This is a genomic window from Burkholderia perseverans (assembly GCF_022870505.1).
In the GTDB taxonomy this organism is placed as follows: Bacteria; Pseudomonadota; Gammaproteobacteria; order Burkholderiales; family Burkholderiaceae; genus Burkholderia; species Burkholderia plantarii.
Map to the genome: position 1 here is coordinate 2,977,119 of NZ_CP045094.1, position 18,842 is coordinate 2,995,960.

Annotated in this window: 20 protein-coding genes; 6 read left to right on the forward strand and 14 right to left on the reverse strand. The window is 67.7% G+C overall.

All coding sequences use genetic code 11. The features are described from left to right. Positions 1 to 3 precede the first annotated feature (3 nt). The 4 genes from recJ (at position 4) to BpN12_RS27745 (ending at position 5,825) form a co-directional block, all read left to right on the forward strand. Positions 4 to 1,698: a single-stranded-DNA-specific exonuclease RecJ gene (gene recJ, locus BpN12_RS27730; RefSeq protein ID WP_246795389.1), complete on the forward strand. Its 1,695-nt coding sequence runs from the start codon at positions 4 to 6 to the stop codon at positions 1,696 to 1,698. 369 nt (positions 1,699 to 2,067) lie between these two features. After that, a complete protein-coding gene (prfB, locus tag BpN12_RS27735) occupies positions 2,068 to 3,096 on the forward strand; it encodes a peptide chain release factor 2 (protein ID WP_246798025.1) in 1,029 nt (342 codons plus the stop codon). 174 nt (positions 3,097 to 3,270) lie between these two features. Beyond that, entirely contained in the window at positions 3,271 to 4,797 is a 1,527-nt protein-coding gene (lysS, locus tag BpN12_RS27740) for a lysine--tRNA ligase (protein ID WP_246795390.1), read from the forward strand. Positions 4,798 to 5,102: 305 nt separating this feature from the next. Then, on the forward strand, positions 5,103 to 5,825 hold the full coding sequence (locus tag BpN12_RS27745) for a glycine zipper 2TM domain-containing protein (protein WP_246795391.1): 723 nt from the start codon (positions 5,103 to 5,105) through the stop codon (positions 5,823 to 5,825). Between the two features lie 95 nt (positions 5,826 to 5,920). Here BpN12_RS27745 and iscX read toward each other — a convergent pair whose 3' ends face one another. From iscX to BpN12_RS27805, 12 genes are all read right to left on the reverse strand, one after another. Next, positions 5,921 to 6,127 carry a Fe-S cluster assembly protein IscX gene (iscX, locus tag BpN12_RS27750; protein WP_246795392.1) on the reverse strand — a complete coding sequence of 69 codons (207 nt, stop codon included), beginning with the start codon at positions 6,125 to 6,127 and terminating at the stop codon, positions 5,921 to 5,923. Between the two features lie 26 nt (positions 6,128 to 6,153). After that, positions 6,154 to 6,495 (reverse strand): ISC system 2Fe-2S type ferredoxin, encoded by a 342-nt coding sequence (gene fdx / locus BpN12_RS27755; RefSeq protein ID WP_246795393.1) that lies wholly within the window; start codon positions 6,493 to 6,495, stop codon positions 6,154 to 6,156. A gap of 67 nt (positions 6,496 to 6,562) precedes the next feature. Then, positions 6,563 to 8,431 carry a Fe-S protein assembly chaperone HscA gene (gene hscA, locus BpN12_RS27760; protein ID WP_246795394.1) on the reverse strand — a complete coding sequence of 623 codons (1,869 nt, stop codon included), beginning with the start codon at positions 8,429 to 8,431 and terminating at the stop codon, positions 6,563 to 6,565. 71 nt (positions 8,432 to 8,502) lie between these two features. After that, positions 8,503 to 9,030 (reverse strand): Fe-S protein assembly co-chaperone HscB, encoded by a 528-nt coding sequence (hscB, locus tag BpN12_RS27765; protein ID WP_246795395.1) that lies wholly within the window; start codon positions 9,028 to 9,030, stop codon positions 8,503 to 8,505. 106 nt (positions 9,031 to 9,136) lie between these two features. Then, on the reverse strand, positions 9,137 to 9,460 hold the full coding sequence (iscA, locus tag BpN12_RS27770; protein WP_246795396.1) for an iron-sulfur cluster assembly protein IscA: 324 nt from the start codon (positions 9,458 to 9,460) through the stop codon (positions 9,137 to 9,139). A gap of 94 nt (positions 9,461 to 9,554) precedes the next feature. After that, positions 9,555 to 9,962 carry a Fe-S cluster assembly scaffold IscU gene (gene iscU / locus BpN12_RS27775; RefSeq protein ID WP_246795397.1) on the reverse strand — a complete coding sequence of 136 codons (408 nt, stop codon included), beginning with the start codon at positions 9,960 to 9,962 and terminating at the stop codon, positions 9,555 to 9,557. A 52-nt stretch (positions 9,963 to 10,014) separates the two neighbouring features. Next, positions 10,015 to 11,238 carry an IscS subfamily cysteine desulfurase gene (locus tag BpN12_RS27780; RefSeq protein ID WP_246795398.1) on the reverse strand — a complete coding sequence of 408 codons (1,224 nt, stop codon included), beginning with the start codon at positions 11,236 to 11,238 and terminating at the stop codon, positions 10,015 to 10,017. A gap of 78 nt (positions 11,239 to 11,316) precedes the next feature. Beyond that, the gene (iscR, locus tag BpN12_RS27785; RefSeq protein WP_246795399.1) at positions 11,317 to 11,853 is read right to left on the reverse strand and encodes a Fe-S cluster assembly transcriptional regulator IscR; all 537 of its coding nucleotides are present in this window, start codon (positions 11,851 to 11,853) and stop codon (positions 11,317 to 11,319) included. 123 nt (positions 11,854 to 11,976) lie between these two features. Then, positions 11,977 to 12,459 carry a low molecular weight protein-tyrosine-phosphatase gene (locus tag BpN12_RS27790; protein ID WP_246795400.1) on the reverse strand — a complete coding sequence of 161 codons (483 nt, stop codon included), beginning with the start codon at positions 12,457 to 12,459 and terminating at the stop codon, positions 11,977 to 11,979. Positions 12,460 to 12,550: 91 nt separating this feature from the next. Beyond that, positions 12,551 to 12,766: a hypothetical protein gene (locus tag BpN12_RS27795; protein ID WP_042625484.1), complete on the reverse strand. Its 216-nt coding sequence runs from the start codon at positions 12,764 to 12,766 to the stop codon at positions 12,551 to 12,553. A 197-nt stretch (positions 12,767 to 12,963) separates the two neighbouring features. Further along, positions 12,964 to 14,385, reverse strand: a complete 1,422-nt coding sequence (locus BpN12_RS27800; RefSeq protein WP_246795401.1) for a lactate utilization protein B — start codon at positions 14,383 to 14,385, stop codon at positions 12,964 to 12,966. Positions 14,386 to 14,438: 53 nt separating this feature from the next. Next, complete coding sequence (locus BpN12_RS27805; RefSeq protein WP_246795402.1) at positions 14,439 to 15,161, reverse strand: (Fe-S)-binding protein; 723 nt, start codon at positions 15,159 to 15,161, stop codon at positions 14,439 to 14,441. 190 nt (positions 15,162 to 15,351) lie between these two features. Here BpN12_RS27805 and BpN12_RS27810 point away from each other — a divergent pair, with 190 nt between their 5' ends. Continuing rightward, positions 15,352 to 16,161, forward strand: a complete 810-nt coding sequence (locus BpN12_RS27810; protein ID WP_246795403.1) for an IclR family transcriptional regulator — start codon at positions 15,352 to 15,354, stop codon at positions 16,159 to 16,161. Positions 16,162 to 16,274: 113 nt separating this feature from the next. On the opposite strand, the gene pbpG is transcribed toward BpN12_RS27810, so the two are convergent. Together pbpG and BpN12_RS27820 are read right to left on the reverse strand one after the other, a co-directional pair. Then, positions 16,275 to 17,417, reverse strand: a complete 1,143-nt coding sequence (pbpG, locus tag BpN12_RS27815; protein ID WP_246795404.1) for a D-alanyl-D-alanine endopeptidase — start codon at positions 17,415 to 17,417, stop codon at positions 16,275 to 16,277. 86 nt (positions 17,418 to 17,503) lie between these two features. Beyond that, positions 17,504 to 17,908 carry a hypothetical protein gene (locus BpN12_RS27820; protein WP_246795405.1) on the reverse strand — a complete coding sequence of 135 codons (405 nt, stop codon included), beginning with the start codon at positions 17,906 to 17,908 and terminating at the stop codon, positions 17,504 to 17,506. A 197-nt stretch (positions 17,909 to 18,105) separates the two neighbouring features. Between BpN12_RS27820 and BpN12_RS27825 the strand changes: the two genes are divergently transcribed. Next, on the forward strand, positions 18,106 to 18,684 hold the full coding sequence (locus BpN12_RS27825; protein ID WP_042625489.1) for a phasin family protein: 579 nt from the start codon (positions 18,106 to 18,108) through the stop codon (positions 18,682 to 18,684). Positions 18,685 to 18,842: the final 158 nt, after the last annotated feature.

Here is an 18,842-nt window from a genome sequence, read left to right on the forward strand (position 1 = left end):
CGCATGACCCGAATCGTCACCCGCCGCGCCTCCCCCGCCGACGCCGAAGCGCTCGCGCGCCACGGCCTGCATCCCGTGCTCGCCCGCCTCTACGCGGCGCGCGGCGTCACCTGCCCCGAGGACATCGAGACCACGCTCGCGCGGCTCGTGCCGCCCAGCGGCCTGAAGGGCTGCGACGCCGCCGCCGCGCTGCTGGCCGACGCGCTCGCCGCCGGCAAGCGGATGCTGGTGGTGGCCGACTACGACTGCGACGGCGCGACCGCCTGCGCGGTGGCCGTGCGCGGGCTGCGCATGCTCGGCGCGACGATCGACTATCTGGTGCCGAACCGCTTCGAGTACGGCTACGGCCTCACGCCCGAGATCGTCGAGCTCGCCGCGGCGCGCAAGCCCGAGCTGCTGATCACGGTCGACAACGGCATCGCCAGCGTCGACGGCGTGGCCGCCGCCAACGCGCTCGGCATCGACGTGCTGGTGACCGACCACCATCTGCCCGGCAGCACGCTGCCGGCCGCGCGCGCGATCGTCAACCCGAACCAGCCCGGCTGCACGTTCCCGAGCAAGCACATCGCCGGCGTCGGCGTGATGTTCTACGTGCTGCTCGCGCTGCGCGCCGAGCTGCGCCGCCGCAACGCGTTCGACGCCGCGCGCCCCGAGCCGCGCCTCGACGGCCTGCTCGACCTGGTCGCGCTCGGTACCGTGGCCGACGTGGTGCGCCTCGACGGCAACAACCGCGTGCTGGTCGCGCAGGGCCTGCAGCGGATCCGCAACGGCCGCATGCAGCCCGGCATCGCCGCGCTGTTCCGCGCCGCCGCGCGCGAGGCGCGCACCGCCTCGGGGTTCGACCTCGGCTTCGGCCTCGGGCCGCGCCTGAACGCGGCGGGCCGGCTCTCGGACATGTCGCTCGGCATCGAATGCCTGACCACCGACGACGCCGGCCGCGCCTGGGATCTGGCCCAGCAACTCGACACCATGAACCGCGAGCGCCGCGAGATCGAGGCCGGCATGCAGCAGCAGGCGCTGGCCGACCTGGCCAGCGTCGATCCGGCCGAGGCGGCCACCATCACGCTGTTCAATCCCGACTGGCACCAGGGCGTGATCGGCATCGTCGCGGGCCGGCTCAAGGAGAAGTTCCACCGGCCGTCGTTCACGTTCGCGCACGCCGACGACAGCGGCGCGCGCGTGAAGGGCTCGGGCCGCTCGATTCCGGGCTTCCACCTGCGCGACGCGCTCGACCTTGTCTCGAAGCGCGAGCCGGACCTGCTCGTCACGTTCGGCGGCCACGCGATGGCGGCCGGCGTCACGCTCGACACGCACAAGGTGCCGCGCTTCGCGGCCGCGTTCGAGGCGGTCGCGCGCGAATGGCTGTCCGCCGACGCGCTCGCGCGCGTGGTCGAAACCGACGGCGACCTCGAGGACGCCTATTTCACGCCGCAGTTCGTCGAGCTGATCGACGCGGCCGTCTGGGGCCAGGGCTTTCCGGCCCCGCTGTTCTCGGGCGAGTTCGAGGTCGCCTCGCAGGCGCTCGTCAAGGACAAGCACCTGAAGCTGCAACTGACGCGCGGCCGCCAGCGCTTCGGCGCGATCTGGTTCAACCACACCGAGCCGCTGCCGGCGCGCGCGACCGTCGCCTACCGGCTCTCGGCCGACACCTGGAACGGCGTCACGCGCGTGCAGCTGATCGTCGAACACGCGGCCTGAGCGGGCGCGAAAGCGGCGGGCGTACCGACGAAGCACGGCCGGCAACACGGCGTTTCGGGCAAAAGAACGCCCCGCTCCCGCGAAGCGCGGGCCGAAACGCACGCGCCTGCCCTCGCGCCCCGGCGGCCACCGCGCCCGGGACATCAACCAGGGGCCGCCAACGCGGTTCGTACCCGATTTCCCTGCACGCCAACCCCATCGCGCAGCGCGCCCGCCCGGCCGGGCGCACCGGCCGGCGCCCCCGATCGGCTATAATTTCGCCTTTTCACGAAGCCGGAAAAGCGATCAACATCATGGAAGCGGAACGCCTCAACGCGATCGAAAGCTCTCTCTCGGACCTGCGCCGGCGCGCGGGCGAGCTACGGGGGTATCTTTGACTACGACGCCAAGTCCGCGCGTCTAGCCGAAGTCAACAAGGAACTCGAAGACCCGAACGTCTGGAACGATTCGAAGAACGCCCAGGCGCTCGGCCGCGAGAAGAAGTCGCTGGAAGGCGTCGTGCTGACGCTGAGCGCGCTCGACGACGATCTGCGCGACGCGCGCGACCTGTTCGACCTGGCGCGTGAAGAGGACGACGAGGACACGCTCGTCGCGAGCGAGAGCGATGCCGCCGCGCTGGAAAAACGCGTGGCCGACATCGAGTTCCGCCGGATGTTCTCGAACCCGGCCGATCCGAACAACTGCTTCATCGACATCCAGGCCGGCGCGGGCGGCACCGAAGCCTGCGACTGGGCGTCGATGCTGCTGCGCCAGTACCTGCGCTACTGCGAGCGCAAGGGCTTCAAGGCCGAGGTGCTCGAAGAATCCGACGGCGACGTGGCCGGCATCAAGAACGCGACGATCAAGGTCAGCGGCGACTACGCCTACGGCTTCCTGCGCACCGAGACCGGCATCCACCGCCTCGTGCGCAAGTCGCCGTTCGACTCGTCGGGCGGCCGCCACACCTCGTTCTCGTCGGTGTTCGTCTATCCGGAGATCGACGATTCGATCGAGGTCGAGGTGAACCCGGCCGACCTGCGCATCGACACCTATCGCGCCTCGGGCGCGGGCGGCCAGCACATCAACAAGACCGATTCGGCGGTGCGGATCACGCACATGCCGACCGGCATCGTGGTGCAGTGCCAGAACGACCGCTCGCAGCACCGCAACCGCGCCGAGGCGATGGCGATGCTGAAGTCGCGCCTCTACGAGGCCGAGATGCGCAAGCGCCAGGCCGAGCAGGACAAGCTCGAATCGAGCAAGACGGACGTGGGCTGGGGCCATCAGATCCGCTCCTACGTGCTCGACCAGAGCCGCGTGAAGGATCTGCGCACCAACGTCGAAATGAGCAACACCAAAGCCGTGCTCGACGGCGATCTCGACGACTTCATCGGCGCGAGCCTGAAACAGGGCGTCTGAGCGCGGGCGGCGCCGCGCGCCGCCCGATCCGCCAAGTCCGCCGCGGCGGCACCGCGCCCCGCGCGGACGCCGCGGGCGAGCCGGCGCCGCGAGCGCGCCCCGCGCGTGGCGACGGCCCGGGCCGCCACGCTCGTTGCAAGCCGCACCCGAGTTACCCATCGAATTCCGACCATCATGACCGAACCGACCCAACCGCAGGCCGCGCCCGCGACCGACGAAAACCAGATCATCGCCGAGCGCCGCGAGAAGCTGCGCGCGCTGCGCGAGCAAGGCATCGCGTACCCGAACGACTTCCAGCCCACGCACCACGCGGCCGACCTGCAGTCGACCTACGCGGATGCCGACAAGGACGCGCTCGAGGCGCAGACGCTCGAGGTCCGGCTCGCCGGCCGGATGATGCTCAAGCGCGTGATGGGCAAGGCGAGCTTCGCGACCGTGCAGGACGGCTCGGGCCAGATCCAGTTCTTCGTGACGCCGGCCGACGTCGGCGCCGAGACCTACGACGCGTTCAAGAAGTGGGACCTCGGCGACATCGTCGCCGCGCGCGGCGTGCTGTTCCGCACCAACAAGGGCGAGCTGTCGGTCAAGTGCAGCGAGCTGCGGCTGCTGTCGAAGGCGCTGCGTCCGCTGCCGGACAAGTTCCACGGCCTCGCCGACCAGGAGATGCGCTATCGCCAGCGCTACGTCGACCTGATCGTCACGCCCGAGACGCGCAGCACGTTCCGCGCGCGCACCAAGGCGATCTCGTCGATCCGCAAGTTCATGAGCGACGCCGAGTTCATGGAAGTCGAGACGCCGATGCTGCACCCGATCCCGGGCGGCGCGGCGGCCAAGCCGTTCGTCACGCACCACAACGCGCTCGACATGCAGATGTTCCTGCGCATCGCGCCGGAGCTGTACCTGAAGCGCCTGATCGTCGGCGGCTTCGAGCGCGTGTTCGAGATCAACCGGAATTTCCGTAACGAGGGCGTCTCGCCGCGTCACAACCCGGAATTCACGATGATGGAGTTCTACGCCGCGTACACCGACTACCGCTGGCTGATGGACTTCACCGAACAGCTGATCCGCCAGGCCGCGATCGACGCGCTCGGCACCGCGACGATCCAGTATCAGGGCCGCGAACTCGATCTCGCCAAGCCGTTCCACCGCCTCACGATCACGCAGGCGATCCAGAAGTACGCGCCTGACTACAGCGACGCGCAGCTCGCCGATCCGGCGTTCCTGCGCACCGAGCTGAAGCGCTTCGGCGTGGACGTGAACCAGCCCGCGTTCCTGAACGCCGGCCTCGGTTCGCTGCAGCTCGCGCTGTTCGAGGAAACCGCCGAGTCGCAGCTGTGGGAGCCGACCTACATCATCGACTACCCGGTCGAGGTCTCGCCGCTCGCGCGCGCCTCCGACACGGTGCCCGGCATCACCGAGCGCTTCGAGCTGTTCATGACGGGCCGCGAGATCGCCAACGGCTTCTCGGAGCTCAACGATCCGGAAGACCAGGCCGCACGCTTCAGGAAGCAGGTCGAGCAGAAGGACGCCGGCGACGAGGAAGCGATGTTCTTCGACGCCGACTACATCCGCGCGCTCGAGTACGGCATGCCCCCGACGGGTGGCTGCGGGATCGGCATCGACCGCCTCGTGATGCTGCTGACCGACAGCCCGACGATCCGCGACGTGCTGCTGTTCCCGCATCTGCGCCGCGAGGACTGATGCCCGCATACCGGATCGCTCGCACGGATCATCCATCCGCGTGAACGATCCGGCCGCCGCGCTTTTGCCGGGCGGCCCGTGCGGCAGCTTTGTAACGGCACGTAAAATTTCCCGCTCCCGCGGCACGGCGGTTGCTGACGCGCACCCCGCGCCGGGCCGGCCGCGCCACCCTCCTCCCGCCTTCCCGCCCCGTTTGCTCAGCGCCCGGGCGCGGCAATCGTTACAACTTGATACCGCGCCCTGCGTCCGGTTGATCGACACTTTCCGATAGAAAAAACGCACATCGAGTGCGCAGGAGAGTCGACATGGACAACCCGGACAACGCTACGAATTCCACCGCATCCGCGCCGCGCAAGCGCCTTCATCCGCTCGTGGCCACGGCCGCCGGCGCCGTGATCGTCGCGAGCCTCGCGGCCACCGCCGCGATCACCGGCGTATTCCCGAAGGCCGGCGGCACGCCGGCCGCCGACACGCCGCCCGCCACCATCGATACGGCCGCGCCGGCCAACGGCACGGCCAGCCCGGCGACGCTGCAGGCCCAACAGCCGCAGCAGCCGGCTCCGACGCAGGCTGCCGAGCCGGCGCCCGCGCCCGCCCCCGTCGTCGTGGCCCGCGCGCCGGCGCAGAGCGCCGCGCCCGCCACGCCGCAGCCGCCGCAATACGCGCAGCAGCCGGCCGAGCCGCAAGCCTCGGTCTGCCACACCTGCGGCACCGTGGTGGCCATCACCGAGACGCGCACCGAGGGCCATGGCACCGGGCTCGGCGCGGTCGGCGGCGCGGCCGCCGGTGGGCTCGTCGGCAACCAGTTCGGGCGCGGCGGCGGCCGCACCGCGATGACGATCATCGGCGCGCTCGGCGGCGGCCTGGCCGGCAACTCGGTCGAGAAGCATCTGCGCAGCGAAACCGACTACCACGTGCGCGTCCACATGGAAAACGGCACGACCCGCACGTTCACCTATCGCAAGCCTCCGCCGTTCGGCCAGGGCCAGCGCGTCCACATCGAGCGCGGCACGCTGGTGGCGGGCTGACCGCCGCGGCAACGCCAGCGCCGCAAAGCAAAACGCCTCGCGATCATCGGATCGCGAGGCGTTTTTGCATGGAGGGACGCCGAGGCGACTCAGAATCAAACGTCGTCGTAGTCGGCTTCGTCGATCCAGAGCAGCTGGATTGCCTCCAGGATCTTCTCGCCCGAACGGTCCGGCGCATCGTCGAAACCGTCGAGTCCGAGCACCCATTGATGCAGGTCCGTGAAGCGGATCGTCCTCGGATCCACGTCGGGATACTTGTCGGCGAGCGCGATCGCGATCTCGCGCGAATCGGTCCATTTCATCGTCGCACCTCGTGACGGGTTGGGGATCAGTGGTTTTCTTTCGCGTGGTTGATCGTGTACTTCGGAATCTCGACGACGAGCTCCGAATCGTCCTTCACGATCGCCTGGCACGACAGGCGCGACTGCGGTTCGAGCCCCCAGGCGCGATCGAGCAGATCGTCCTCGTCATCGTCGGACGGATCGAGCGAGTTGAAGCCTTCGCGCACGATCACGTGGCAGGTCGTACAGGCGCACGACTTCTCGCACGCGTGCTCGATCTCGATGCCGTTGTCGAGCAGGTTGTCGCAGATGCTCTTGCCGGGCGTCGCGTCGATCACCGCGCCGTCCGGACAGAGTTCCACGTGAGGCAGCACTACGAGTTGAGGCATGTTGGTTCCGTGATTCATCGATGGCGCATCGCGCCACATCGCATCGCGCCCGGGCGCGATGCCGGTTTCAGATTTCGTCGAGCCTGCGCCCCGCGAGCGCGCGCCGGATGTTCTTGTCCATGCGCCGCGCCGCGAATTCGTCGGTGCCCTCGGCGAGCGCCTTGGTGGCCGCCTCGATCGCGTCGGCGTCGTCGCCGCCCGCGAGCGCGCGCACCTTCGCGATCAGCGCGTCCACCGCCGCGCGTTCGTCCGCGTCGAGCAGGTCGGCGTCGATCGCGAGCGCCGCGTCGGTCGCCTCGACGATGCGCTGCGCCTCGACCTGCGCTTCGCGCAGCGCGCGGGCGCGCATGTCGACCTCGGCGGTCTTGAAGCTGTCCTCGAGCATCTTCGCGATGTCGTCGTCGGCGAGGCCGTAGGACGGCTTCACCACCACCGACGCCTCGACGCCCGAATGCTGCTCGCGCGCGAACACCGACAGCAACCCGTCCGCGTCCACCTGATAGGTCACGCGAATCCGCGCCGCGCCGGCCGTCATCGGCGGGATGCCGCGCAGCTCGAAGCGCGCGAGCGAACGGCAATCGGCCACCAGTTCGCGCTCGCCCTGCACGACGTGGATCGCCATCGCGGTCTGGCCGTCCTTGAAGGTCGTGAATTCCTGCGCGCGCGCGACCGGGATCGTCGAGTTGCGCGGGATGATCTTCTCGACCAGGCCGCCCATGGTTTCGACGCCGAGCGACAGCGGGATCACGTCGAGCAGCAACCAGTCGTCGCCGTTGGCGCGGTTGCCGGCCAGCAGGTCGGCCTGCACCGCCGCGCCGAGCGCGACGACCTGGTCCGGATCGAGATTGACGAGCGGCGGCTGGCCGAAGAAGCGCTCGACCGCCGCGCGAATCACCGGCATGCGCGTCGCGCCGCCCACCAGCACCACGCCCTTGATCTCGGCCGTGGTCACCTGCGCGTCGCGCAGCGCCTTGCGCGTCGGCGCCAGCGTGCGCGCCACCAGCGGCTCGACCAGCGCGGCAAACGCCTCGGCCGTGAGGGTCTGCGCGATCGCCACGCCGTTCGACAGCGTCAGTTCGAACGCCACCTGCGGTTGATCGGTGAGCGCTTCCTTGACCGCGCGCGCGCGGTCGAGCAGCGCGCGCACGTCCTCGGCCGACAGCGTGGCCGCCTCGATGCCGGCCGTCGCGAGCACCTGCGCGAACAGCGCGTGGTCGAAATCGTCGCCGCCGAGCGCCGAATCGCCGCCCGCCGCGAGCACTTCGAACACGCCCTTGGTCAGCTTCAGGATCGACAGGTCGAAGGTGCCGCCGCCGAGGTCGTAGACGGCATAGAGCCCTTCCGCGCCGTTGTCGAGGCCATAGGCGATCGCGGCCGCGGTCGGTTCGTTCAGGAGGCGCAGCACGTTCAGGCCGGCGAGCCGCGCGGCGTCCTTGGTCGCCTGGCGCTGCGCGTCGTCGAAATAGGCGGGCACGGTGATCACCGCGCCGACCAGATCGTCGCCGAGCGTATCCTCGGCGCGCTGGCGCAGCGTCGCGAGGATTTCGGCCGACACCTCGACCGGGCTTTTCACGCCGTCGACGGTGCGGATCTGCACCATGCCCGGCGCGTCGACGAAGTCGTAGGGCGCGTTCGCCGCGTGTTCGACTTCGGCCTTGCCGCGGCCCATGAAGCGCTTGACCGAGACGATCGTGTTGCGCGGATCGCTGGCCGCCGCGTCCTTGGCGGCGTGGCCGATCCGGCGGCCGCCCTTCTCGAGGTAGCGGACCACGGACGGCAGCAGCGCGCGGCCTTCGTCGTCGGGCAGCACTTCGGGCACGCTGTTGCGCACCGACGCGACGAGCGAGTTCGTCGTGCCGAGATCGATGCCGACGGCGAGGCGCCGCTGATGCGGCGCGGGCGCCATGCCGGGTTCGGAGATTTGCAGTAAAGCCATCGGTATCTTCGGTGAGGGGCCTGCGGCCCCGCTTGCATCGCGCGCCGTGTGCGAGACACGGCGAAGCGCGGTTAATCTTCGAGACGTTCGATCTGCACGGCCACTTCGGCGGCCACGCGCTCGATGAACATCAGCTGCCGCACGGCCTCGGCCGCGCCCTGATCCGAACCGCTGTCGAGCAGGGCCGCGAGCTTGTCGAAGCGCGCACGTTTCTCGTCGCGCAGTTCGGCGAGCAGCGCATCGAGCGCCGGCACGTTCTTCGCGCCCGCCGCATCCTCGATCGCCTCGCGCCATTCCATCTGCTGCATCAGGAACGCCGGCTCCATCGCGGTGTTGTTTTCCGCGCCGACGTCCACGCTGCGCAGCGACAACAGATAGATCGCGCGCTTCAACGGATCGCGCAGCGTCTGGTACGCCTCATTGGCGCGCGTCGCCCACTGCATCGCGATGCGCTTCTGCGCGTCGCCGGCCGCGGCGAAGCGGTCCGGATGCACTTGCGACTGCACGGCGCGATAAGCCGTGTCGAGCGCGCCGGCATCGAGCGCGAACTGCGCCGGCAGGTGAAAGAGTTCGAAATAGCTGTCTTTCAGCGAATTCATCGCGTGGCGTCCAACCAGGGGCATGAGGGAGTGCATGGGCGCGGCGCGTGCCGCACAAGAAAAAGGCGGCCAGTGCCGCCTGTCGCCCGCATCGCGCGGTTCGCCCTCAGATGCGGAACGACTCGCCGCAGCCGCATTCGTCCTTCACGTTCGGATTGTTGAACTTGAAGCCTTCGTTCAACCCTTCGCGCGCGAAGTCGAGTTCGGTGCCGTCGATGTAGGCGAGGCTCTTCGGATCGACCACGACCTTCACGCCATGGCTCTCGAACACCTGATCCTCGGTCGCGACGTCGTCGACATACTCGAGCTTGTAGGCGAGCCCCGAGCAACCGGTCGTGCGCACGCCGAGCCGCAGGCCCAGCCCCTTGCCGCGTCGCGTCAGGTACTTCTGTACGTGTTGCGCTGCTTTTTCGGTCAGTGTGATTGCCATGATGTTCCTGGTCGCACGCGTCTTGCGCGTGCGTCTTCCTCGATAAACCTCGCCACCGGCCGTGCCGGCGGCGCACCGCACCTGCTGCCGGCGCTCAGGCCGCCTGGCCGTCTTCCGCCGTCGCGTCGTGACGCTTGCGATAGTCGGCCACGGCCGCCTTGATCGCGTCCTCGGCAAGGATCGAGCAGTGGATCTTCACCGGCGGCAGCGCGAGTTCCTCGGCGATCTGCGTGTTCTTGATGGCCAGCGCCTGGTCGAGCGTCTTGCCCTTCACCCATTCGGTGACGAGCGAGCTCGAGGCGATCGCCGAACCGCAGCCGTAGGTCTTGAACTTCGCGTCTTCGATCACGCCGTCGGTGCCGACGCGAATCTGCAGCTTCATCACGTCGCCGCAGGCCGGCGCGCCGACCATGCCGGTACCGACCGCGTCGTCGTCCTTCGAGAACGAACCGACGTTGCGCGGGTTTTCGTAGTGATCCAGAACCTTGTTGCTGTAAGACATGTTCGACTCCTGTGCGTTACGTGTACGCGGCGCCGGGCCGCGCGAACTTCATTCAGTGTGCGGCCCACTCGATCGTCGAGAGGTCGATGCCGTCCTTGTGCATTTCCCAGAGCGGCGACAGGTCGCGCAGCTTCGCGATCTTGCCCTGCAGCAGGTTGATCACGTAGTCGACGTCCTGCTCGGTCGTGAAGCGGCCGACCGTGAAGCGGATCGAGCTGTGGGCGAGTTCGTCGTTGCGGCCGAGCGCGCGCAGCACGTAGGACGGCTCCAGCGACGCCGAGGTGCAGGCCGAACCGGACGATACCGCCACGTCCTTGATCGCCATGATCAGCGACTCGCCTTCGACGAAGTTGAAGCTGATGTTCAGGTTGTGCGGGACACGCTGCTCCATGTCGCCGTTCACGTAGGTTTCCTCGATCTGCGAGAGGCCGCGCAGCAGCTTGTCGCGCAGCGCGCGCACGCGCTCGTTCTCGACCGCCATTTCCTCGCGCGCGAGGCGGAAGGCCTCGCCCATACCGACGATCTGGTGCGTCGCCAGCGTGCCCGAACGCATGCCGCGCTCGTGGCCGCCGCCATGCATCTGCGCCTCGATCCGCACGCGCGGCTTGCGGCGCACGTAGAGCGCGCCGATGCCCTTCGGGCCGTAGGTCTTGTGCGCCGAGAACGACATCAGGTCGACCTTCAGCTTCGCGAGATCGATCGGCGCCTTGCCGGTCGACTGCGCCGCGTCGACGTGGAACACGATGCCCTTCTCGCGGCAGATCTCGCCGATCGTCTCGATGTCCTGGATCACGCCGATCTCGTTGTTCACATGCATCACCGAGACCAGGATCGTGTCGGGGCGCAGCGCGGCCTTGAATACCTCGAGATCGATCAGGCCGTCGTCCTTCACGTCGAGGTAGGTGACCTCGAAGCCTTCGCGCTCGAGCTCGCGGCAGGTATCGAGCACGGCCTTGTGCTCGGTCTTCACCGTGATGATGTGCTTGCCCTTGCCTTGGTAGAAGTGCGCCGCGCCCTTGATCGCGAGGTTGTCCGATTCGGTCGCGCCGGACGTCCAGATGATCTCGCGCGGGTCCGCGTTCACGAGTGCCGCCACCTGCTCGCGCGCCTCTTCGACCGCGCGCTCCGCATCCCAGCCGTAAGCGTGGCTGCGCGATGCCGGGTTGCCGAACTGCTCGCGCAGATACGGCACCATCTTGTCGACGACGCGCGGATCGACCGGGGTCGTCGCGCTGTAGTCCATATAGATGGGCAGGTGAGGAATATCGTTGTTCATCTGTCGCTCCGGGTATTCATTCAATGCAGGGACGATTCTTTTTTGTGTAGACAATCGATGCGCGCGGCCTGCCGCGCGTCACGAACTCGCGATGTTGAACACCGAGTTCGGCCCGAGCGGCATCGCCCGCACAGGCTCCACGGGGGCGGCCGGCTCCGGCGCGCGGCGATCGCGCAGCACGGCGGGCGCCCCCTCTTTGGCACGCTGCTGATCGACGAGATCCTGCAGCGACACCGAGTCGAGGTATTCGACCATCTTCTGGTTGAGCGTCGACCAGAGCTCGTGCGTCATGCAATGCCCGTCGGGTTGCTTGGTCCCTTCACAGGTCCCCTTCCCGCCGCATTGCGTCGCATCGAGCGGCTCATCGACCGCGATGATGATGTCCGCCACCGTCACGTCGGCGGCGCGGCGCGCGAGATTGTAGCCGCCGCCCGGCCCGCGGACCGATTCGACGATCTCGTGCCGGCGCAGCTTTCCAAACAACTGCTCCAGGTACGAGAGCGAGATGCGCTGGCGCTGGCTGATGCCTGCAAGCGTCACCGGCCCCTGCTCCTGGCGCAGTGCCAAGTCAATCATCGCCGTGACGGCGAAACGGCCTTTCGTGGTGAGTCTCATAGTCGTAGGGGACAGCAATCTTGACGATTTTGGTCAAGTATAAATATCTGACGTTTTTAGTCAAGTATCCCTGCCCGTAAAAGGGGATTCAGCGAACGCTGCATTGCCTCGCAGCGGCCCGGATCAGTCGGTGCGGCGCGCCTGCAACGAGGCGAGCAGGCCCGCGCAGGCGGCCTCGCACTGGTCGAGCACCTGCTCGAAACCGTGCGCGCCGCCGAAATAGGGATCGGCCACTTCACGCGCGGTGCCGTCGCCGGCGAACTCCATCAGCAGGCGCAGCTTGTGGTGATGTTCGGCCGGCGCGCGGCGGCGCAGTTCGGCCAGGTTCGCGTCGTCCATCGCCAGCAGCAGGTCGAAGCGCGCGAAATCGGCTGCCTCGACCTGGCGCGCGCGCAGCGCCGAGAGATCGTAGCCACGTGCGCGCGCCGCCTGCTGGGCGCGCGGATCGGGCGGCGCGCCGACATGCCAGTCGCCGGTGCCGGCCGAGTCGATCTCGATTGCATGCGCAAGCCCGGCCGCGTCGACCTGGGCGCGCATCACGCCCTCCGCGGTCGGCGACCGGCAGATGTTGCCGAGACAGACGAAGCAGATGGAGGCGCGTTTCATCGTGCGGCCGGGTGGCGGCCAGCGGCCGCGAAAAAGGGAAGCGCGCCATTATACAGGCGCGCCCCGTTTGTCGCGGCCGGCCGGCGCGACATCAGAGTGCCTTGGTGGCGACGATCGGCGTGGCCGACGCGGCGTCGGGCGACTCGCCGACGAGCCCGAACGACACCGTGCGGGCCAGTTCCGCCGAAGCCTGCCGGATCGCCAGCGGCTCGCTCGGGCGCGCGGCGGCCGAGGCGTGCAGATAGGCGGCAGCGGCAAGCGGGACGACGATCGCGAGCGGCCAGTACATCGATATTGTCTTTTTCATGATGCGACCTCCTGGTGACTGCGCATCGGAACCATGACCGATGCTGACAGACGCCATTCTATAGATCGCATCTATTAAGAAAAACCATCAAATAGCGAACGCAGTGTTGTCGTGCGGCGAACAGTCGCCAAATTCGCGGCGGCGCCACTGCGGAAAATCAACACCGATTCGACACGTTGCCTTTTGGTACCCCGCCCTCACCCCAAGTGAGTCTGCGAGGCCGCGTAGAGTTCGCGAAACGTGCGCCCGGTGGGCGTCGGCAGGTCGCGCGTATCGATCCAGCCGGCCGCGAGCGGCAGGCGCCGGATGCCGCGGCCCGAATCGCGCGCGCCGCCGACGCGCTCGAGAATCCGCACGGCCAGCTTGGTGACGAGGCCATACAGCATCGGCCGGCGCGCCGCGAAGCCCCAGACGGCCAGCGCCGCCCGCTCGCGCCAAGGCCGCAGGCGCCGCTCGACCTGCTTCTCGCGCAGGCGGCGCAGCAGGCCCGACAGCGGGATGCCGACCGGACAGACGCTGTCGCATTCGCCGCAGAGCGTGGCCGCCTGCGGCAGGTCGAGCGAGCGGTCGATCCCCACGTAGCTCGGCGTCAGCACCGAGCCCATCGGCCCCGGATAGACCCAGCCGTAGGCGTGGCCGCCAATCTTCTGATAGACGGGACAATGGTTCATGCAGGCGCCGCAGCGGATGCAGCGCAGCATCTCCTGGAATTCGCCGCCGAGCAGGCCGGTGCGACCGCCGTCGACGAGCACCACGTAGTTGTGCTCCGGGCCGTCCTCGTCGCCGGGGCCGCGCGGCCCTGTCAGCAGCGAGAAATAGTTCGAGACCTTCTGTCCGGTCGCCGAGCGCGGCAGCAGCCGCATCGCGGTGGCGAGATCCTCGAGCGTCGGCAGCACCTTCTCGATGCCGGTCACGGCCACGTGGACGCGCGGCATCACGGTACACATGCCCTCGTTGCCCTCGTTGGTCACGAGCACCACCGAGCCGGTCTCGGCCACCACGAAGTTGCCGCCCGTCAGCCCCATGTCGGCGCCGAGGAAGTGCGAGCGCAGCATCTCGCGCGCCTCGCGCGTCATGTCCGGAATCTCGGTGAGCCGCGCGCGCTGGTGCGTGGCGGCGAACAGGTCGGCGATCTCGTCCTTGTCCTTGTGCAGCACCGGCGCAATGATGTGGCTCGGCGCCTCGTTGCCGTTGATCTGCAGGATGTATTCGCCCAGATCGGTCTCCACCGACTCCACGCCGATCTCCGCCAGCACCGCGTTGATGCGCATCTCCTCCGACACCATCGACTTGGTCTTGATCACTTTCTTCACGTCGTGGCGCCTGGCAATGTCGGCGACGAGCGCGGCCGCATCGGCCATCGATTCGGCGAACAGCACCGTCGTGCCGCGCCGCGACGCCTCGCGCTCGAACGCCTCGAGCCAGATGTCGAGATTCGCCAGCGCGCGGTCGCGGCGCGCCTTCAGCGCGGCGCGCGTGGCCGGGAAGTCGATCTGCGCCATCGCGTCGGCGCGCACCGACACGAAATTGGTCGACAGCTTCTTGAGGTTCTGCTGCAGGCGCTGGTCGGCGAGCTTCTGCCCGGCGCGCGCCTTGAACTGCATCGATTGGACTTGCATGGCTGGCTGACCCGGCTGGCGGCAATCGGAAAAGGGAATGCGGCGCGAGCCGCTCAGAGATCACCGGCGAGCACCTGCGCGACGTGCAGCACGCGCGTCTCGCTGTCGCCCAGGCGGCGCAGCCGGCCCTCGATGTTGAGGATGCAGCCGAGATCGCCGAGCACCACGGCGCGCGCACCGCTCGCCTGCACGTTCGCGCACTTCTCGTCGACGATCGCAGTGGAAATGGCGCCGTACTTGACCGCGAACGTGCCGCCGAAGCCGCAGCAGTGCTCGCAATCCTTCATCTCGGTGACCTCGACGCCGCGCTGGGCCAGCAGCGCGCGCGGCTGCGCCTTCACACCGAGTTCGCGCAGGCCGGAGCAGGAATCGTGGTACGCCACCGGCCCGCCGAATTCGCCGGGCGGCAGCTGCACCTTCGCGACGTTGACGAGGAAATCGGTCAGCTCGTAGACGCGCTCGCGCAGGCGCCCGAAGCGCGCCATCAGTTCCGGATCGTCGCGGAACAGGTCGCCGTAATGTGCGCGGATCATGCCGCCGCACGAGCCCGACGGCACCACGACGTAGTCGAACGGCTCGAATTCGCGCAGCGTCTTCTCGGCGAGATCGCGCGCGAGGCGCCGGTCGCCCGAGTTGTAGGCGGGCTGCCCGCAGCAGGTCTGCGCGGGCGGCACGCCCACCTCGAAACCGGCCTCGCGGATCAGCTTCAGCGCGGAAAAACCGATTTCGGGTCGCATCAGGTCAATCAGGCAGGTGACGAACAATCCGACTCGCATGGCGACTCCTTCGAGAAAACGCCGCTCATTATCCGCCGTTTGGCTCGCCGGACCAACGCCGCAGCGCCGCAAACGGCGAAAGGGAATTCCCCGATTCGATCAGAAGGCCTCCTCGAACGGCGTTCGCTTTTTTCACATTACGATATACAATCGCCTCCTCACCGTTTGACAGGTCAACTGATTTTTCACGATGAGCACTCAGAATCCTGACCCGAAGACGTCGATCCAGGTGATCGAACGCATGATGCGACTGCTCGATGCGCTCGCCGACCACACCGACCCGGTCAGCCTGAAGGAGCTCGCCCAGCGCACGGAGCTGCATCCTTCCACCGCGCACCGGATTCTCAACGACATGGTGACCTGCCGCCTCGTCGACCGTTCGGACCCCGGCACCTATCGCCTCGGCATGCGGCTGCTGGAGCTCGGCAATCTCGTCAAGGCGCGGCTGTCGGTGCGCGACGCGGCGCTGATGCCGATGCGCGAACTGCACCGGCTGACGGGGCAGACCGTGAACCTGTCGGTGCGCCAGGGCGACGAGATCGTCTATATCGAGCGCGCCTATTCGGAGCGCTCGGGCATGCAGGTGGTGCGCGCGATCGGCGGACGCGCGCCGCTGCACCTGACCTCGGTCGGCAAGCTGTTCCTGGCCGCCGACGAAACCACGCGCGTGCGCGCCTACGCGACGCGCACCGGTCTGGCCGGCCATACGCAGAACAGCATCACCGACCTGATGAAGCTCGAGCGCGAGCTGACGCTGGTGCGCCAGCAGGCCTGCGCGCGCGATAACGAGGAACTCGAGCTCGGCGTTCGCTGCATCGCGGCCGGCATCTACGACGACTCGGGCAAGCTGGTGGCCGGATTGTCGCTGTCGGCCCCGGCCGACCGGCTGCAGGACGCCTGGCTCGGCCAGATCAGCCACACCGCGCTGACCATCTCCGAGGCGCTCGGCTATCGGCCGCCGCGCGAGATCTCGGGCGAGGCGCTTACCAAGTCGCTCTGAAGCGGGCAGCCGGGCGGCCCGACTGCCGCCAGTCAATCCGGCCCCGCGAATTCCGGCGCGCCAATAAAAAAACCCCGCGATCGCGGGGTTTTTTGTTCGGTGCCACGCGGCGATCAGGTGCCGCCGGCGCCCGTGTTCGCGGCCGTCAGGCGCTCACCGCCGCCGGCGTCGAGCCAGTTGCGCACGCGCGAGGCATCGGCGGTGCGCGAGTACTTGCCGAACGAATCGAGCAGCACCATCACGATCGGCTTGCCGTGGATCGTCGTCTGCATCACGAGGCACTCGCCGGCCTCGTTGATGAAGCCGGTCTTCTGCAGTCCGATGTCCCACGACGGATTGCGCACCAGCGCGTTCGTGCTGTTGTAGACGAGCGAGCGCTTGCCGGTGAACACCGTATAGGTGCGGTCGGTCGAGAAGCGGCGGATCAGCGGGTACTGGTACGCGGCGTCGATCATCTTGACGAGGTCGCGCGCGCTCGACACGTTCAGGCTCGTCAGACCCGTCGAGTTCTCGAAATGCGTGTCGGTCATGCCGAGCGACTTCGCCTTCGCGTTCATCGCCGCGATGAACGCCGGACGGCCGCCCGGGTAGTAGCGCGACAGCGCGGCCGCGGCGCGATTCTCGGAGGCCATCAGCGCGATGTGGAGCATGTCCTCGCGCGACAGGACCGAGCCCACCGACAGGCGCGAACCGGTGCCCTTCTCGTAGTCGCGATCCTCGTCGGTGACGGCGATCTGCTCCTCGAGCGGCGCCTTCGAATCGAGCACGACCATCGCGGTCATCAGCTTCGAGATCGAGGCGATCGGCACGACGGCATGCGAATTCTTGTCGAACAGCGGCTCGGAGGTGGCCTGATCGACGACGTAGGCCACGCTCGAACGCAGCGCGAGCGCGTCGGGCGTGTCATGCAGGCCGAACGCCTGACCGACCGACTGCTGGCGCGGCTGGAACGCGACGCGGCGCACCGCGCCGTGATGGTGGCCCGGGCCGGCCGCGAGCGTGACGTGCCGGCGGCCGCGGTGCGGCGCTTCGGCGGCGGCCACGCGAGCGGCTTTCTTCTCGGCGGCGACGGTCCGCTTCTTGCCCTTGGCGGACGCGGCCGCTTTCGCGGATTTGGTGGATTTGGCGGGCGCGGCAACGGCATCCGCGGGCGCGACGGCGACCGATGCGACGAGCATCGAGACAGCCACCGACACCGCGGTGCCGAGGGCCGCACCGTGCATCATCTTCAACGGCGAGAACAGTGAGGCTTTCATTGGGGTCTGAACAGAGCGGCGGGAGGTTTCCGCAAGTGTAGTAAAACCTGAAAAAATAAGCAATTTTAGGCACTTACCGGCTTTCGTTAAACCGGATTGTAAGAGACGATCGCGCCAGCGCAATCACGCTCCCGTTTTCCATCGAAAAATACGATGACAACGTATGCCCGCAACCCGGCACCCACCGGACATCCGGTATAACGGCGCCGCGGCGACGAATTGCAGCGGGGACCAGCATCAACGGCATCGAAACACGCAAACGAGATGAGTCGGCGGCCGCGTGCCACAGTCGAACGGCGCACAAGCGAATGGCGGTTTTCGACCGGGATCCATCTCAAACGTTCCATCGCGCCAATCGGTTTACCTCGACTGACCGTCGTAAACCCGTGATTCGCCAGGATCACAAATCGTGCGGGAACACCGCGCATCAAGCCGTCCCGCGCAATGCCGGCGGCACCGAAACCGATTCCATCCGGAACGATACAAACCATTGTTTTTCCGGGAAAATAGTGCCATTGTGCAGCGCACCAAAAGCGCTTGACATCCGTTCCGAACGTCCTAGAATGGGAACCGTTGTTGCAATGCACAAGGCATTGCGCAGATGCGGAACACTGTATTGCCCCCTGTCGTGCCCCTTAACTCAAGCGATCGCCGCGAAGCCGGCGATCGTCAATCAGGAGCCAAAACCATGTCCCTGTTGACCCCCGAGCAAATCGCCGCCGCCCAGAAGGCCAACCTCGAAAGCCTGTTCGGCCTGACGACGAAGGCATTCGAAAGCGTCGAGAAGCTGATCGAGCTGAACGTGCAGGTCGTGAAGTCGACGCTCGCGGAAAGCCAGGAAAACGCGCAGCGTGCGCTGTCGGTGAAGGACGCGCAGGAACTGATCGCGCTGCAGGCCAGCTTCGCCCAGCCGGTCGCCGAGAAGGTGCTGGCCTATGGCCGCCACCTGTACGACATCGCCTCGACGACGCAGGCCGAATTCGCCAAGGTTGCCGAAGCCCAGTACCAGGAGCAGAATCTGAAGGTCCAGGCGCTCGTCGACAACGTCGCGAAGAACGCCCCGGCCGGTTCGGAAACGGCCGTCGCCGCGCTGAAGTCGGCGATCAACGCCGCGAACACGACCTACGAAACGGTGCAGAAGGCCACCAAGCAGGCCGTCGAGATCGCCGAATCGAACTTCAACGCCGCCGCCGCCGTCGCGACCAAGGCCGCCAACTCGGCCGCCGCTGCATCGCGCCGCACGGCCGCCGCACCGAAGGCCGTCTGAGCGAAGGGCATCCGCCCGATCGAACCGGATCACGCGCCGCAGTCAGGCGCGCCGCTCCCGAAAAGCCGCGCACTTGCGCTAATGCCGTTCAGTTAAGCAACTGAACGGCATTTTTGTTTTGGGGAAGGAGTGGTTGTAAACGCTGCGCTGAAGTGTTA

Bases quoted from the DNA above. Each gene is read 5' to 3' on its own strand.
- hscB (WP_246795395.1), bottom strand. From the start codon at position 9,030: ATGAATTCGCTGAAAGACAGCTATTTCGAACTCTTTCACCTGCCGGCG.
- hscA (WP_246795394.1), bottom strand. From the start codon at position 8,431: ATGGCTTTACTGCAAATCTCCGAACCCGGCATGGCGCCCGCGCCGCAT.
- BpN12_RS27820 (WP_246795405.1), bottom strand. From the start codon at position 17,908: ATGGTTTGTATCGTTCCGGATGGAATCGGTTTCGGTGCCGCCGGCATT.
- BpN12_RS27810 (WP_246795403.1), top strand. From the start codon at position 15,352: ATGAGCACTCAGAATCCTGACCCGAAGACGTCGATCCAGGTGATCGAA.
- recJ (WP_246795389.1), top strand. From the start codon at position 4: ATGACCCGAATCGTCACCCGCCGCGCCTCCCCCGCCGACGCCGAAGCG.
- BpN12_RS27825 (WP_042625489.1), top strand. From the start codon at position 18,106: ATGTCCCTGTTGACCCCCGAGCAAATCGCCGCCGCCCAGAAGGCCAAC.
- BpN12_RS27780 (WP_246795398.1), bottom strand. From the start codon at position 11,238: ATGAACAACGATATTCCTCACCTGCCCATCTATATGGACTACAGCGCG.
- BpN12_RS27790 (WP_246795400.1), bottom strand. From the start codon at position 12,459: ATGAAACGCGCCTCCATCTGCTTCGTCTGTCTCGGCAACATCTGCCGG.
- BpN12_RS27805 (WP_246795402.1), bottom strand. From the start codon at position 15,161: ATGCGAGTCGGATTGTTCGTCACCTGCCTGATTGACCTGATGCGACCC.
- pbpG (WP_246795404.1), bottom strand. From the start codon at position 17,417: ATGAAAGCCTCACTGTTCTCGCCGTTGAAGATGATGCACGGTGCGGCC.
- lysS (WP_246795390.1), top strand. From the start codon at position 3,271: ATGACCGAACCGACCCAACCGCAGGCCGCGCCCGCGACCGACGAAAAC.
- iscU (WP_246795397.1), bottom strand. From the start codon at position 9,962: ATGTCTTACAGCAACAAGGTTCTGGATCACTACGAAAACCCGCGCAAC.
- BpN12_RS27795 (WP_042625484.1), bottom strand. From the start codon at position 12,766: ATGAAAAAGACAATATCGATGTACTGGCCGCTCGCGATCGTCGTCCCG.
- BpN12_RS27800 (WP_246795401.1), bottom strand. From the start codon at position 14,385: ATGCAAGTCCAATCGATGCAGTTCAAGGCGCGCGCCGGGCAGAAGCTC.
- iscA (WP_246795396.1), bottom strand. From the start codon at position 9,460: ATGGCAATCACACTGACCGAAAAAGCAGCGCAACACGTACAGAAGTAC.
- BpN12_RS27745 (WP_246795391.1), top strand. From the start codon at position 5,103: ATGGACAACCCGGACAACGCTACGAATTCCACCGCATCCGCGCCGCGC.
- iscX (WP_246795392.1), bottom strand. From the start codon at position 6,127: ATGAAATGGACCGATTCGCGCGAGATCGCGATCGCGCTCGCCGACAAG.
- iscR (WP_246795399.1), bottom strand. From the start codon at position 11,853: ATGAGACTCACCACGAAAGGCCGTTTCGCCGTCACGGCGATGATTGAC.
- fdx (WP_246795393.1), bottom strand. From the start codon at position 6,495: ATGCCTCAACTCGTAGTGCTGCCTCACGTGGAACTCTGTCCGGACGGC.